Below are 14,371 nucleotides of genomic sequence, written 5' to 3'. Positions count from 1 at the left end.
CCCCCGGGCCGTTATTTTTCCCCGCTTCTTTTCCAAATTGGGTTTTTTTCATCTCCCGCGGGGCGGGTGCCCGGCCGAAACTCATAAAGCGCGGTTATTGCACAAAACCCGCTGGCGCGGCGGCTTGCCGCCGCCACGGTTCGCTTTTGACGGCCGGTTTTATGGACAAAAGGGAGCTGCAGTAAGCGGCTGACGGGGCTTCGTGGAGAATTCCAGTTGTCAGCCGTACTTTTCCGCGTTTCGGTCAATGAAAACAACAGGATAGGCCAACTATTGCCTGGCAAGTTGTAGGACAGGACGTTCGCTCGTTCTAGTTAACCTTTTGTTAACGCAATATTTCTTGCCGGATCGGATAGAATCGGGCGATAGTAACGATAATTTGGGGGGAAGCCCAAAAATATCGTTCCTAAAGGGGTCAGCGTGCATGAACATCGCCGCTCACGTTGAAGAAGTCGGCTTCGCAGACACCATACTCGACCAAGGCAGCGAGATTTCGCGCAAGCTCGACATGCTCCGTATCGAGAAGTTTCCGCCGAATGCCCAGAAGACGCTTCGGCAGTTCGCACTTGCTGAGGTAGCAGATTACATCGGGGTGTCCCAGAGCTACCTGAAGAAGCTGCATTTGGAGGGCAAGGGCGTGCAGCCGATTACGTCATCGACGGGACGCCGATCGTACACTGCGGAGCAGATGAACGAGCTCAGGAGGTTTCTCGACCGCGAGCCACGTCGCCGGCCAGGCGACAAGCTGCAGGTCCTCGCTGTCGTCAACTTCAAGGGTGGCTCAGGCAAGACAACGACTGCAGCGCATCTAGCGCAGTATCTCGCTCTCACTGGTCACCGCGTGTTGGCGATCGACCTCGATCCGCAAGCATCTCTCACTGCCCTTCACGGCATCCAACCCGAACTGGACCAAAATCCGTCGTTGTATGAATCGCTGCGATACGACGACGAGAAGAAGTCGATTGTCGAGGTCATTCGGCCTACAAATTTTCCGAACCTGGACATCGTGCCCGCGAACCTGGAGCTTCAGGAGTACGAGTACGACACACCGTTGGCGATGCAGAACAAGGGGTCCAATGCGGGGAAGATGTTCTATACCCGCATCGGGGATGCGTTGGCCGAGGTTGATGACCATTACGATGTCGTTGTCATCGATTGCCCGCCGCAGCTCGGATACCTGACACTGACGGCGCTGACCGCGGCGACATCCGTTCTGATCACTGTTCATCCGCAGATGCTCGATATCATGAGCATGAGTCAGTTCCTGCTTATGCTCGGCGAAATCCTCAAGTCGATCGAGGGGGCTGGCGTGAAGGTGTCTCTGAACTGGTTCCGCTATCTCGTCACCCGGTTCGAACCTACAGACATACCGCAGACCCAGATGGTCGGATTTATGCAGTCCATGTTCGCGAAGCAGATGCTGAAGAACCACATGCTGAAGTCGACCGCGATCTCGGACGCAGGGCTGACCAAACAGACACTGTACGAAGTCGAGCGGTCGCAATTCACTCGATCTACATATGACCGCGCAATGGAATCTTTGACCGCCGTAAACGGGGAGATTGCCGCTCTCGTCCACCAAGCATGGGGACGCAGGCAATGACCGTTCTGTTGTCAGCCGTACAATCGCGGGTTTTCGTCAACGATGACAATGACATGTTTCATTTTCGGAGAGGCTGAAGATGGCAAGGCGAGACGTGCTATTGGGCATAACGCAAGCGGAGATGACGAAGCCGGACCGACAGGCGACCGCTGGTTATGCGACGCGTGGCGCCTCGCGATCGATGCTGTCCTCCATCGGTGAGCTTGCAGCCCAGGCGGCAAAGGCCGAAAGGCTGCTTGAAGGTGAAACTGTGGTCGACCTCGAACCCAGTCTCATTGACAGCTCGTTTGTTTCCGATCGCATGGAAGACGACGACGAAGCTTTCGGTGAATTGGTGGCAGCCATTAGGGAGAGGGGACAGGACAGTCCGATTTTGGTTCGGCCTCACCCCACGAAAAACGGGCGCTATCAGATCGTATTCGGTCACCGTCGCGCTCGCGTGGCAAAACAACTTGGGAAACCCGTCCGTGCCGTTGTCAAGGAGCTTCATGACAGGGATCATGTGGTTGCGCAGGGGCAGGAAAACTCAGCACGGGCCAACCTGTCTTTCATCGAGCGGGCGGTGTTCGCACGGAATCTGGCGGATCTCGGCCATGACAGGGAAACAATTCAGTCAGCTTTGGCGATCGACGCTCCAATGCTTACGAGAATGCTTTCGGTCACAAAACGCATTCCAAATGCCATTATCCATGCGATCGGAACCGCGAAAGGTATCGGCCGCGACCGCTGGCTTGATCTGACGTTGCTGATCGAGAAGCCGTCAAATCTGATGAAGGCTGAGGAACTTGTTGAGACTGGGGAATTCAAGTCGGCGGCAACCGATGACCGCTTCAACATCCTCTTCAATTTTCTAAAGACATCCAGAAAACCCAAGAAGGGGGCAGGTGCGTCCGCCAATGCCAAATCCTGGTCTCTGGCAGGCAAATCGGTCACCGTGACCACGAAGGACACCGGGAAGGCGTTCACAGTAGCTCTGAAGGCCAAGGACGCCTCCCGTTTCGGCGCGTACCTTTCCGAGAACCTGGAGCAGCTCTATCGAGCCTTCAGGGAATTGGAAGAGAAGCAAACAGGAGACTGAAACCGCAAAAGAAAAAGGCCCCCGACGGCGAACCGTGGAAGCCCTTCTCGATCTGTAGCAAGCCGAGAATCTCATTTCCACGAATCAGTGTCAAGAGTTTTAAGCGTCGATTCGGCGGACGGATTTCTTTTGCCTAATTGAAGGCGAGGAAGAAATGGAGACGGGTATTGCAACGACGCCCTTTGGGCGGCGGCCAATGTCGCTTGCCATGCTGGCAGCGCAAAACGAGTCACGTGAGATCCCCAAGGGCAGGGTCGTCGACAAATGGCAGATCTACCGGAACCTCTGCGAGGGCAAGAGCATCATCGGCATCGGCGATCGCGCACTGGCCGTCCTGAATGCGTTGCTGTCATTCTATCCTGACAGTGAGCTGAGTGAGGAAAACGGCCTCATCGTGTTTCCCTCGAACGCACAGCTGTCGCTCAGGGCGCACGGCATGCCCGATTCCACCTTGCGGAGGAACCTGGCGGAGCTGGTGGATTGCGGTCTAGTCATCCGTCGGGACAGCCCGAACGGCAAGCGTTATGCACGGAAGGGCAGGCGTGGGGAGATCGAGGAAGCGTTTGGCTTCTCGCTGGTGCCGCTGCTAGCCCGTGCTCAAGAGTTCGAGGCGGCGGCCGAGCGTGTTCGCGCCGACAATAGGGCGCTCAGGCTTATGAGGGAACGCATTACGCTGCACCGCCGGGATATCCAGAAGTTGGTCGAGGCGGCCGTTGAGGAAGACGTGCCGGGCGACTGGGGAGGCCTGTGGAGGCGCTTCCGCGCCGTTGTGGAGACAATTCCGCGCCGAGCCCGCATTGCCGAGCTCGAACCGATCGTGGCCGATCTGGCCGCGTTGCGTGATGACGTGGATAAGCTGCTGGAAATCCATATGGAATCTACGAATCCGAGCGGCAATGAATCCCAAAGCGAGCGGCAGCAATCTGATTCAAATACCGACTCTATTTCTGAATTTGAACCTGCTTTAGAGAAAAGCGGGTCGGCGGCCGAGCCAAGGACGAGGACCGCAGAGCCGCCGAAAACCTATCCGCTGGGGCTGGTGCTGAAGGCCTGCCCCGAAATTGCAGACTACGCCGTTGAGGGGATCGGCAACTGGCGCGATTTCATGATAACCGCGGCCCAGGTGCGGGGATACCTGGGCGTTTCGCCGTCCGCATATGAGGATGCCTGCCATGTTATGGGTCAGGAAATCGCCGCAGTGGTGATTGCGTGCATTCTGCAGCGGGCACAGCACATCGATTCAGCTGGCGGCTATCTGCGCGTTCTCACCGAGAAGGCGAGGGCAGGGGAGTTTTCGGTCGGGCCGATGCTGATGGCTGCATTGCGAGCGAACGGCGTGACAGCAAAGATGACCGGGTAACCGTTGGCGGATCGGTTCGCGCTGATGCAGGGGCTTGCATGACGCACCAAGTGAGGCTATCTTTTGCCTCAAATGGAATGGAGCGTGAAATGCTAGCGTTCGGAAATGTCGCCGACGTGTTGGGGCTGCCCGTTAAAGAGGTGGCGGCGCGGTCGCCTTTCGGGCTGATCTCCCGGATCGAGGATGGACTTCCCATTGGGGCACTCGAGCGTGTTGCACGTCTTCTGGCGCCTGGCGATGCTCAGTTCAAATACCGGCTGATCCCCAAGGCGACCTACGAGCGGCGTAAGATGGTACATCGTCTCTCATCGGACGAGGGCACACGATTGGCCCGCGTGGCGCGCGTCTGGGGTTTTGCTGTCGATGTCTGGCAGAACGAAGAGGACGCGCGCGATTTCTTGTTTCGGCCCCACCCGATGATTGAGGACAAGCGACCGATCGACGTCGTTATCCTGAGCGAGTTCGGCGCCGAAATGGTGGTCGATATCCTCGGAGGTCTGAAGTACGGCAGCGCTGCGTGACGGCGCAGACTCTCGATCGCACTCTATCGTCCTTTCGTATCGGCGATCCGGCCGGCACCTATCCGATCTTCGACGCGACCGGCTCGACAATCGCGCCAGGGCGGTGGAACACGCCCGGAAGTCCTTTCATCTACACCAGCGAGCACTATTCGACGGCCCTGTTGGAAAAGCTGGTGCATGGCAGCGGCCGACTGCCGCCCAACCAACACTACATCGAAACCACAATCCCGCGCGGACTGAGCTACGAGGTCTTTTCCCAGCCGTCACTGCCCGGCTGGGACACGATGCCGGCGACGGTGAGCAAGGTATTTGGCGAAACCTGGTGTTTAGACCGGCGCAGCGTCATCCTGCTGGTGCCGAGTGTCGTGGCGCGTGTCGATTGCAATGTGCTGATCAACCCGGCGCATTCGGAGTTTTCAAGGATTCAGACAAGTCTGCACCAGCCCGTCTACTGGGACCGACGGCTGTTTGGCGCGTAACGGGAGGGGCTTTCTGTCGCCTACAGCCTCGAGGCTTTGGTGAGATTGACACGGAACGGGTCACGTCGGCGCTGGTATTTGCGTGTCATCTCCGCCGAGGTGTGGCCGAGCTGCTGCACATAGCGCTCATCGACCTCGGCCGACGAGGCAAGCCCGGCGCGCAGCGAATGGCCTGAGAACGTTTGGCCCCGTTCGCCTTGCCGACAGGTCGCCGCGCACGCCGGCAAACGCGGCTGCCTCGGAATCAATTGTCCTGGAGCTGACGCCGCAAGCTGTGACGTATCGGATCGATCTGACGACTTAAATTTAGACGATGATCCGCGCCGCCCGGCCGAGCGTGCGTTCGGCATCGTTGTAGTAGTTCGACGCCTGCTGCACCGAGCGATGCTGCGACTGCTGCATGGCTTCGGGCAGCGGAATGCCGCGGCGGGCGGTTTCGGTGAGATAGCCGGAGCGCAGGCCGTGGGCAGAGAAGGCTTGCGGGTCGAGCCCGGCCTCGGCGATGCGCCGCTTCAGGATCAGGTTGACCGCCTGCGGCGTCAGCGCGCGTTTTTCGAGATTGCCCCAGCGATCGATGCCGCAGAACACGGCGCCTTCGGTGATCCCGGCGCGCTCGAGCCAGCCTTTCAGGGCCTGAACGGGCCGGCCGACGAGCAGCACGAAGGCGTCGCCGTCGGCCTGTGTGGTCTTGGTCCGGCCGAGCCGGATTTTTAGGCACGGCAGTTTTGGGCCGTCCGGGCCCTTCGGGTCGGCCGGCACCGGCTCTTCTTCGACGATCTGCTCGAACCGGAGCGAAGCAATTTCGCTGCGGCGGCGGCCGCCGGAGGCAAAGGCGGTTATGAGAAGAGCGCGGTCGCGCACGTCGACGAGTTTTTCGCCGGCGCAGGCTTTTAGGAGCGCGGTCAAAATATCGGCGGTCACCGCCTTTTTGCTCTTGCGGCCGCGCGGGCGGGCGCTGGCGCGCACCGCCAACTTGATCGCGCTCTGCAGGCCTGGCGCCGAAAAATTTCCCCTAAGACCGCGCCAGCCGGTCAGCGTCGACCAGCTGGACAGGCGCCGGCGTACGGTGTTCGGCGCGTGTGGGCCGTCGACCCGCAACAGTTTTTTGGCCTTAAGAACTTCGGTGACTTCGGCCGGCATGCCGTGGTTGACGTCGGCTTCGCGCCGAACGGGATCCCACAGGTGATGGGCGACAAATTTGATCAACAACGCCTCCGGCGCCGGCCAGGGGAGCGAAAAACCGGTCGCGGCGAGCGACCAAGCCTCGAGATAACCGAGGTCGGAGGCCAGCGCCCGCAGCGAATTCTCGCCGATGCCTTCCTTGGCGAGATGGCGCAGTGTGGCGACGTCGTCGTCGGTCAAAAGTTCGGCCAGAAAGTCGCGCCGGTCGAATGGCAGCACCGAATCCAGCGCATCGAGCGCCTCCGCACGGCGCAGTTTTTGGTCGGGTACGGGCTTTGGCAGGCGAAGATCCATGACGGCGGCTCAGAACAGATATTTTTTGTCGGCCCAGGCGAGCAGCACGGCGGCATCGCGGTCTGGCAGGCGCACGCGGCCGGCACGCAAGCCGTCGGCGATGGTGTGGCCGACGTCCGGATCGACCCAGTGCCCGTGCGTCATAAAAAAGAACCAGGCGAAGGGCAGGCCCACCTCGGCGTCGATCGCCTCGGTCCGCTCCATCAGCCGGTGCACCGAGATATTGACTCCCAACGCCAGCTTCCCGGCGGGCATTTTGAGCGGCCGCGGGATAAAACCGATTTCGCGTTTTTGGCCACGATCTTCAAGATCGTGGATGTCGAAGGCCCAATGGTCAAAAATGCGGTCGGCGCAAGCGCTCGAGCGGTCCCAGTCGGCAAAAAAGCGGTTTTCGCGCGGGACGAAATCGAACCAGTCCGGATTGGCGTCTAAAAACGCGGTGTCGCGTGTGCCGTCGGGGCCGACCTCACGGATGATGCGGTTTTCGAGCTCGCCCCGCCCCGCCTCGCGCTGCTCGCGTTCGACGCGGGCCCGGCGCGCCAGAAAACTGCGCATGTGGACGATGCCGCCGCCGGCGCGGCCGCGCAGCCGGTAGACCGGTCCTGCGAGCTGCTGCGCCTCGGCAGCGGAATCGCGCAAAACCCAGGTCGGCTCGAAGAGATCGTCGGCGCTGTAGGGGCGATAATCGGGATCCACCACGGGCCCGGCCAGGACTTCGAGCTCGCGGCCGAGCGAGATCTGCAAAAAATCGGCGACGCCCGGCCCGGTCGGGGCGAAGGCGAAGGCGCTGGCGCCGCGCCATTCGGCGAATTTTTTCCCGTCCTCGCGATGCCGGTTCCAGAAGGCGGTGAGATCGCCGTTGAGTTCGGCCAGCTCGCGCTCGACCCAGGCGCGATGGTTGCCGAGGCGCGTGCCGTCGGCAGCGACAACGTCGTGAGGGTTGCACCAGTAGGGATCGTCGATCGTCGCGACGGTGAAGACGAAGCCTGGAAAGGCCTTGTTGAGGGCAGGGGCGAGCCCGGCGTCGGCCGACTGCGCCTCCAGAGATGCGAGCACGGTTTCGACGGACGCGGGGTCGGGCAGGCGGACAGGTTTTTCTTCGCTCATGCCAGGCGGCCTTTCTCGTGCGGCGGAATGGCCGCCTTGCGTCATTCTCGGCGGCGCGGGACGTCGCCGGCGGCCATCCGATGCACGATTCTGGCTGATTTGGGCGGCGAAAACAATCACTATCGATAACAGGTGATTATCGATAGTGAGGCTATCGGGCACTCTACGGCGAAGGAGGCGGCAACTTGTGTCTCCGACCCGAAACGATTACCTTACGGCCATTATGAGCAAGCATTTGGCATCCGTCTTGACGACCGTGAACGCGCCCTACAGCGTACAGCTGGACGACGCGGCGTTGGCGCATTGCCTTGCTGATATCGATCTGGCCAAGCAGCATCCCGGTCATGTCAGCGCCTTTCTCGGCGAGGTTCCTCTCGCTCAGCAAGTCGAGTTCGCAACCGCGCACCACATTGGGGTCGACGACCTGAAGGCTTTTGCCACCAAGTTCTCCGCCTGGTCCGGCGAGAGCTATCCGCTCGCCGCGTAATGGCTGGACATGATAGCCGACGCCCGTCCGAATGGCGGCGGCTTTTTCGTATTACTATCGACCTGATCGACCAGCTTCGCGAGAATGCCGGGGGCTATGACTTTGAATGGTCATTTGGCGGCGGAACGGCGATGATGATCCAGATCGGTCATCGCGAAAGCCACGACATCGATATTTTCCTCGACGACCCTCAATTGCTCGGATTCATCGACCCATCCAGAAGCCACCTGCACTTCGAAACGATGCCGTCCGACTATCTGGGGGACGGGCTTCGGTTCCAGAAATTCGCCTTCGAAGGCGTTGGCGAAATCGACTTCATCGTTGCCGGAGCGCTGACAACGAGGCCGTTCGAGACCCGTGTGGTGGAAGGCAGGACGGTGCGGCTCGAGACCATTCCGGAAATCATTGCCAAGAAGGTCTATTACCGGGGATCGGAAGCCAACCCGCGCGACATCTTCGACATCGCCGCTGCAACCCGGTCGCAATTGGACGAGGTCCTCAACGCTCTGCGTGCGCTCCCAGAACAGGTCGCTCGCACCAGACAGCGGATGGAAAAGCTCAACCCTGAATTCGTCGGCCGCGCGATCGCGCAGCTGATGATCATGCCTGACTATGAAGCGTCGGCCGCCGACAGTCTGGACGTAGCCCTCGCTGTGCTCGACGAGGCGTTGTCATCACCTCAAAGAACCTGACCGCCTCACCCAGCGATCAACCCGGGGGGAGGGGGCTTTCAGAGCCCGGACGCCTTGGTGAGGTTGGTCCGGAATCGATCGCGCCGGCGCTGATATTTGCGAGTCATCTCCGCTGACGCGTGACCGAGTTGCTTCTGGACGTAGCGTTCCTCGATCTCGGCCGAAGAGGCGAGGCCTGACCGGAGCGAGTGCCCGGCGAACAGCAGCACGCGTTCTCCCTCTGCAAGATCGGCGCGGACGCCGGCGGCCAGTGCGGTCTTTTTGACCAGGCGGGCGACGTGCTTGTCGGAGAGCCGCTCGACGTCGACGGTCTTGTTGTCCCGAAAAATGCGGCGGAAGAGAGGGCCTCGCGCGATCCTTCCCAGTCTGATCCAGGTCTCCAGCGCGACAACCGGACAAGAAAAATCGCTGGAGCCGCGGCCGACCTCGACCTCGCGCCAGCCGGTCTTGCCGCGCAGCGTCACCAGCACGCCCTTGTCGGCAAAAATCTCGATCCAGCCGGCGCCGTCACTCTTGTCGTCGCGCACGACGTCGAGGCCGACGATTTCGGAGCGCCGCAATCCGCCGGCGAAGCCCAGGAGCAAAATAGCGCGGTCGCGCAGGCTCCTGAGATCGTGGCCGAGCGTCGCAATCATGGCGAGCAGATCGTCGCCCAGCAGGGCTTCCTTCACGCGCGGCGGCTTGGCATGCTTGCGGCGGATGCCGGCGAGCACCGTTGCAATGTGGCGGTCCGCTCGGTCCATGGAAAGGCCACGCTGGGTAAAGTTCCAAGAGAGACCGGAGAGACGCCGTTCGATCGTCGCCACGGAGAGCGACGGCAGACCGCGTTTCGGATCGCCGGCGGCGCAGGCGCCGATATAGAGGCCGATGACCTGGCTCGATGGCGGCAGCGAGTCGAAGCCTTCGCGGCGGCACCAGGCGGAAAAATGGCGCCAGTCCTTGGCGTAGGCGTCCCGCGTGTTCTCGGAACTGGCGGCCTTCGCATAGGCCGTCGCAGTGTCTACAAGAGATTCGAGGCGCGCCGGCGGCGACGAGGCGCCCATTGCCATGACCAGATCGACGATGTCGGGGAGATCGTCGTGGACGCTATCGTCGATTTTGGGCGGGTTTTCCGGGGGATTTTGCATGGTTTTGAAGCGTATCAGAATACGTCCGATAAGGCAAGCTTACCGGACATTATCTGGCGACGACAGGCGCGGCGGTTTGTTCGTATTGTCGTTGTTAAAAGCGCCGCCATGATTCATGCTGTCGACGATGATTCTCCACGCCAAACCGCCTTCGCGACACGCAGTCCAGCCGCTCGACGCCGCGCCGATCGCGCCCATGACGGCTGTGCCATCCTGGCTGCGCAGGGCAGTCGAGACGGCGCAAACCCTTGGGGATGCTGCGCTTGCCGCCGGCGCGGCGCTGACCGCGCTCGATGCTGTCGTGCGCCGGGACGAAAAATGGGCGGGCGCCTGGCGGCAACGTCTGGCACTCGGCGCGGCCGCGACAACGGCGCGGCAGGCGGGGCGCACCGAGGACGAGGCCGCGCTGCGCGATACTTTTCTCCTTACCCGCCCCGGCGACGATTGTGGGCCGGGCGGTCTTTTGCTCCTCGCCTGGCGGCGGCTGGCGGCCCGGCCCGCGGAGGAGTTGCTGACGGAGGCAAGTCTCACCGCCGTGCAGGAGGAACTTGGCCACCCCGGCGACGACGAGGCAGTCACAGATCTGGTTGGCGAGATCGGCCAGCTGTCTGCGGCAGCCGGCGTTGTCGAGATGCTGACCGGTGCTTTCGCGAGCGCGGGGCGCCATGGTTTCGGACGCAGTTTGGGTTCATGGCTCGCCGACGCCCTGCTCGCGCAAAGATTGGGATGGCCGCATGCGGTGCCACTGCTGCAAGCGCAGCCGGGATGGGGCGGAAGCACGCGTGGCGTGCGAGCGAGAACAACCAGTCTGACGGAGAGGGATCAGGCGCCAGGCGGGGAGAGGGTGCAGGGCCTGCTCGTGGCTCAGGCGCGCGCAGCGCTGCGGGCGATCGACCTCTCGACCGAGCTCGGCCGCCGCGCCGAGCGGCTGCTCGCCGTCGCGCCGAAACTGCGCGCGAAGGGTGCGGGTCTCGTCGTCGAAAAGCTGCTGTCCGACGACGCGCTCGGGGCGTCGCGCGGGGACAAAAAGACCGGGATGAGCGATCGCGGCCTGCGCCGCCTGTTCGACCGACTGGTCGATCTCGGCGCCGTGCGCGAGCTTTCCGGCCGCACCACGTTCCGCATCTACGGGCTTTAGGAAATGGCTGAAGCGGCGCGCAAGAGGCGAGGGCAGGGCCGGTCAGATGACCATCGATCAGGCGACCGTCGTTCAAATGACCATTTGTTCGATCGCGATCTCGACCACCTGCCGGCGGAGGTTCGCTGGCGGGAGTGGATGAACCGCGTCGAGGCCACGATCTTCGCGGCCAGCGAGCCGGTGACACGTGACACCCTGGCGCGTATCGTCGGCAAGACCTGCAGCATCGATCTTCTGATCGACGATATTCGAGAGGAACTGCGGGGTCGGCCCTACGATCTGGTCGCCGTCGCCGGCGGTTTTCGGCACCTGACCCGGCCGGCCTATGCCGATGCCATCCGCAGTGCATTTGGCACCGCCGGCGGCGACAACAGGCGTGCCGTAGACCTGACGCAGTCGGACGTGCTGGTTCTTATGTGCATCGCCTACTTCCAGCCGATCACGCGCGGAGAACTGTCGTCGTTTTTCGGCAAGGAGATCAGCCGCGATTTTATTGGTCATCTGCGCGGTGCCGGTCTGATCGCTTCCGGCCCGCGTAGCCCGACGCCGGGCGCGCCCTACACCTACGTGACGACAAAAGAATTCCTGCTGCAGTTCGGGCTCCACACGCTGCGCGATCTCCCCGACATCGAAGCGCTTGAGGATGCAGGCCTGCTGTCGAAGGAGAAGCTGCTGGCGGGCGACATCACGCCGGGGTTTTCCAGTGACTGGGAAGAAGATGCGGGCGTTGCCGATGATGAATAGCATGCTGCTCACCAGGGATGGGTGGTTCGCGGGCAGCAATCCTATCCGCGTGGGACCGCAAGAACACGGTGACGCTTCGTTTTGATCGCATCGTCAGTGGCGCGCGAATAGGCCGCGAGCAGAGCAGCAAGGTCGGCGCCGGTCGAGGGTGACCGCACAGACCTCGGCGATCCTTGATGCGTGTCCATGAAATCCGAGAAGTGCGCAATCAACCGGTCATGGCCGCCTGCAGCCAGGACGAGCCGACGCCGCCGGGCAACAAAGAAGAGTGTTGGGGTCGAGCCAATCAATGTCGCCCTTGGCGCGAGAACAGGATGGTACGCTCTTGGGGTACCGCATTTCCGCTACGACACTAGGCGACCTGTCGGCTGATCTTCACCAGGTGCAGTGACGCCGGAGCCTGCGGCAGTTCGTGGATCGTCACGCTCGGACACACCTTCCGCGCGAGGTCGCAGCGGTGCTGATGGTGGGTGAAGTACACCACCTGTCCCACCTTCGCCATTCCCGCGAAGAGCCGGAAGGCTTCCTCTGCGCGGAAATCGTCAAAGGTCTCCATGATGTCCTCGGCCAGGAATGGCACCGGCCGATGCGAAGAAGCGAACTCATGATATCCGGCGACGCGAAGGGCCAGATAAAGCTGGAACCGCGTTCCCTTCGACAGCGCGGCCGCCATCTTTGATCCGCCGTCCGCGCTTATGGCAAGAGCATCTCGGTGTCCTTGTCAGGCTGGGTCACGAGCCCCCGGTAGTTGCCCCTGCTGATCGTATGAAACGCCTCAGACGCTTGAGCCATCATGGAACTCCGGTGGCGGTCCCGGTAGAGGCGAAGTGCCTGTTCGGCCGCCACGACACCAATCCGCAGCTTGAGATAGCGGAGAGCCTTCTCGTCGATCTGGAGCGACGCGGTCCGGCGACGCTCTTCGATCCGAGCAGCGGCATCGTCATCTCCTATCGCATTGACCGCGTCTGCCGCCTTGCTGTGTTCGGTGAACAGTTCCCGGCTCCGTTGATCCTGATCCTCGAAGCGGCCTTTGAGTTCTGCCGCTTCCGTTTCAAGGGTCACTCTTGTCAACCCGAGATACACCCAAGGTCAATGTGACTTGGGGTTGTCCGAGCTGTCGGATATGCGACGTCAATGTCGGTCATCGACACAGCCGGTCCGATCGATCGCCTTGATCTAAAGGGATTTTCCTTTGGCGCGCATATTGCATCGTTCACCCGGATACGGATCAACGGACTGACGCCAGCCATGCAGAGAATGCCGATCGCCAACGCTTCGTGCCGGGCTCAATTCCGGCCGTTTCCGGTGCAGGAACAGCAAGGGAGTGTGATTGCAAGGCGCCATCGGGCTTTGAATATTTGTGACATGGAAAATACCCTGCTGGCTCGGATGCCAACTCTTCAGTCTGGTTCACCCGGCCAGTTCCTGGATATCCGCGTAGGCGCACGGTCATGTTGACTGCCGTCTCGGCCGCACCCGCGTGCTGACGCCTTCGAGCAACGCTTAACGGCTGCTGCACACCGGCGATGAAAAGCCAGATCCAACAATGCGTCTCCCGAAAACCGAAAGAGGTGAACAGATATGGTCGAGATCGGCGCTTCGGCGCTCGCGTCATTAATTCAAGAGGCATCGGGATCGGCAACCGCTCGGGTGCTGGCCAACGATTCGAATGGTGCACATCCACCGCTGGCGCTGGCGGATTTCGAGCGGGCACTTACGATCAACGATCGCTATAGCGGACTCAGTGCCAATGTCCCCGAAATGCCTTTTTGGCTGACTGGGGGTGAAGCCTTCGTCTACCGCCGGACTAGCCACGGCGAGCGCCAGTTCATGCGGGTCGATGCTGCCACGGGTTTGAAACGGGCCGCCTTCGACCAGGCCCGTCTGGCGGCGGCGCTAAATGAAGCGAGCCATAAGAGCTATCAGGCCGGAAATCTTCCCTTCGAGCGTTTCGAACTGACCGAGGATGGTCGCAGGCTCGACTTCCTGATTGAGCAGGTCCGGTGGAGCTGCGACGTTGCAAGCTATGCCTGCACCAGCACAAACTTGGATGTGGACGCCCCGAAGTTTCAGCTCCGCCACCACTACACGCCACCGGCTGAGAATAAACCCGACCAGAGGAGCGTCTCGCCCGACGGCAAATGGATCGTCTATATAAAGAACTACAATGTTTTCCTGCGCTGCAAGGACGGATTGCAGGATGTTGCGCTGAGCCGGGATGGATCAGAGGGCAATTACTACGTCTTTTCGACACTGAGTTGGTCGCCGGACTCGCGCCATCTCGCGGCCTACCGCGTTCGCCCCGGCTACAAGCGGGAGGTCCACTACCTCGATTCGTCGACGGACCAGTTGCAGCGCGAATATTCGACAATGGTCTATCCCAAGCCGGGCGATGTCCTTCCGCTGCCCCAGCCGGTCCTGTTCGACATTGCCGGCCGCCGCCAGATCGTGATCGACAGCGCCCTGTTCTCCAACCCCTTCGAACTTTCCGCTCTCCAATGGTGGGCAGACGGTCGCGGCTTCACTTTCGAATATAACCAGCGCGGGCATCAGCTCTAT

18 protein-coding genes and 1 pseudogene are annotated in these 14,371 nt (G+C 61.4%); 12 read left to right on the top strand and 7 right to left on the bottom strand.

All coding sequences use genetic code 11. From position 1 onward, the window contains the following. The 6 genes from AC0L2K_RS25565 to AC0L2K_RS25540 all read left to right on the top strand — a co-directional run. The coding region (locus AC0L2K_RS25565; RefSeq protein ID WP_473532627.1) for a hypothetical protein at nucleotides 1-185 on the top strand (185 nt) is incomplete at its 5' end. A 239-nt stretch (nucleotides 186-424) separates the two neighbouring features. Continuing rightward, nucleotides 425-1,603 carry a plasmid partitioning protein RepA gene (repA, locus tag AC0L2K_RS25560; RefSeq protein ID WP_473532626.1) on the top strand — a complete coding sequence of 393 codons (1,179 nt, stop codon included), beginning with the start codon at nucleotides 425-427 and terminating at the stop codon, nucleotides 1,601-1,603. A 79-nt stretch (nucleotides 1,604-1,682) separates the two neighbouring features. Further along, nucleotides 1,683-2,681, top strand: a complete 999-nt coding sequence (gene repB / locus AC0L2K_RS25555) for a plasmid partitioning protein RepB (protein WP_473532625.1) — start codon at nucleotides 1,683-1,685, stop codon at nucleotides 2,679-2,681. A gap of 154 nt (nucleotides 2,682-2,835) precedes the next feature. Beyond that, a complete protein-coding gene (repC, locus tag AC0L2K_RS25550) occupies nucleotides 2,836-4,041 on the top strand; it encodes a plasmid replication protein RepC (RefSeq protein ID WP_473532624.1) in 1,206 nt (401 codons plus the stop codon). 89 nt (nucleotides 4,042-4,130) lie between these two features. Continuing rightward, a complete protein-coding gene (locus AC0L2K_RS25545; protein WP_473532721.1) occupies nucleotides 4,131-4,562 on the top strand; it encodes an antitoxin Xre-like helix-turn-helix domain-containing protein in 432 nt (143 codons plus the stop codon). After that, nucleotides 4,559-5,041: an RES family NAD+ phosphorylase gene (locus AC0L2K_RS25540; protein WP_473532623.1), complete on the top strand. Its 483-nt coding sequence runs from the start codon at nucleotides 4,559-4,561 to the stop codon at nucleotides 5,039-5,041. Before AC0L2K_RS25545 ends, AC0L2K_RS25540 begins: the two co-directional genes overlap by 4 nt. Before the next feature lie 20 nt (nucleotides 5,042-5,061). On the opposite strand, the pseudogene AC0L2K_RS25535 reads toward AC0L2K_RS25540, so the two are convergent. The 3 genes and pseudogenes from AC0L2K_RS25535 to AC0L2K_RS25525 form a co-directional block, all read right to left on the bottom strand. Next, a pseudogene (locus AC0L2K_RS25535) lies at nucleotides 5,062-5,275 on the bottom strand (integrase); the annotation flags it as partial. Between the two features lie 72 nt (nucleotides 5,276-5,347). Further along, entirely contained in the window at nucleotides 5,348-6,517 is a 1,170-nt protein-coding gene (locus tag AC0L2K_RS25530) for a site-specific integrase (RefSeq protein ID WP_473532622.1), read from the bottom strand. Nucleotides 6,518-6,526: 9 nt separating this feature from the next. After that, nucleotides 6,527-7,624: a hypothetical protein gene (locus AC0L2K_RS25525; RefSeq protein ID WP_473532621.1), complete on the bottom strand. Its 1,098-nt coding sequence runs from the start codon at nucleotides 7,622-7,624 to the stop codon at nucleotides 6,527-6,529. A gap of 256 nt (nucleotides 7,625-7,880) precedes the next feature. Between AC0L2K_RS25525 and AC0L2K_RS25520 the strand changes: the two genes are divergently transcribed. Beyond that, the gene (locus tag AC0L2K_RS25520; protein WP_473532720.1) at nucleotides 7,881-8,111 is read left to right on the top strand and encodes a hypothetical protein; all 231 of its coding nucleotides are present in this window, start codon (nucleotides 7,881-7,883) and stop codon (nucleotides 8,109-8,111) included. After that, complete coding sequence (locus AC0L2K_RS25515; RefSeq protein WP_473532620.1) at nucleotides 8,111-8,803, top strand: nucleotidyl transferase AbiEii/AbiGii toxin family protein; 693 nt, start codon at nucleotides 8,111-8,113, stop codon at nucleotides 8,801-8,803. The genes AC0L2K_RS25520 and AC0L2K_RS25515 overlap by 1 nt, the downstream gene beginning before the upstream one ends. Nucleotides 8,804-8,841: 38 nt before the next feature. Here the strand turns inward: AC0L2K_RS25515 and AC0L2K_RS25510 are convergent, their stop codons facing one another. Then, complete coding sequence (locus AC0L2K_RS25510; protein WP_473532619.1) at nucleotides 8,842-9,930, bottom strand: tyrosine-type recombinase/integrase; 1,089 nt, start codon at nucleotides 9,928-9,930, stop codon at nucleotides 8,842-8,844. A 39-nt stretch (nucleotides 9,931-9,969) separates the two neighbouring features. Then, complete coding sequence (locus AC0L2K_RS25505) at nucleotides 9,970-10,128, bottom strand: hypothetical protein (protein WP_473532618.1); 159 nt, start codon at nucleotides 10,126-10,128, stop codon at nucleotides 9,970-9,972. On the opposite strand from AC0L2K_RS25505, the gene AC0L2K_RS25500 reads away from it, so the two are divergent. Next, on the top strand, nucleotides 10,127-11,068 hold the full coding sequence (locus AC0L2K_RS25500) for a DUF1403 family protein (protein ID WP_473532617.1): 942 nt from the start codon (nucleotides 10,127-10,129) through the stop codon (nucleotides 11,066-11,068). The two genes, AC0L2K_RS25505 and AC0L2K_RS25500, sit on opposite strands and share 2 nt — an antisense overlap. A 3-nt stretch (nucleotides 11,069-11,071) precedes the next feature. Then, nucleotides 11,072-11,812: an SMC-Scp complex subunit ScpB gene (gene scpB, locus AC0L2K_RS25495; protein ID WP_473532616.1), complete on the top strand. Its 741-nt coding sequence runs from the start codon at nucleotides 11,072-11,074 to the stop codon at nucleotides 11,810-11,812. Between the two features lie 352 nt (nucleotides 11,813-12,164). Here the strand turns inward: scpB and AC0L2K_RS25490 are convergent, their stop codons facing one another. Continuing rightward, nucleotides 12,165-12,485 (bottom strand): ATP-binding protein, encoded by a 321-nt coding sequence (locus AC0L2K_RS25490; protein WP_473532615.1) that lies wholly within the window; start codon nucleotides 12,483-12,485, stop codon nucleotides 12,165-12,167. 20 nt (nucleotides 12,486-12,505) lie between these two features. Beyond that, entirely contained in the window at nucleotides 12,506-12,874 is a 369-nt protein-coding gene (locus tag AC0L2K_RS25485) for a hypothetical protein (RefSeq protein ID WP_473532614.1), read from the bottom strand. Between the two features lie 72 nt (nucleotides 12,875-12,946). On the opposite strand from AC0L2K_RS25485, the gene AC0L2K_RS25480 reads away from it, so the two are divergent. Together AC0L2K_RS25480 and AC0L2K_RS25475 are read left to right on the top strand one after the other, a co-directional pair. Next, the gene (locus tag AC0L2K_RS25480) at nucleotides 12,947-13,270 is read left to right on the top strand and encodes a hypothetical protein (protein WP_473532613.1); all 324 of its coding nucleotides are present in this window, start codon (nucleotides 12,947-12,949) and stop codon (nucleotides 13,268-13,270) included. A 123-nt stretch (nucleotides 13,271-13,393) separates the two neighbouring features. Then, the coding region (locus AC0L2K_RS25475; RefSeq protein WP_473532612.1) for a DPP IV N-terminal domain-containing protein at nucleotides 13,394-14,371 on the top strand (978 nt) is incomplete at its 3' end.

The organism is Mesorhizobium sp. WSM4817 (assembly GCF_055811135.1).
This window is presented reverse-complemented; position numbering and strand designations above follow the sequence as displayed.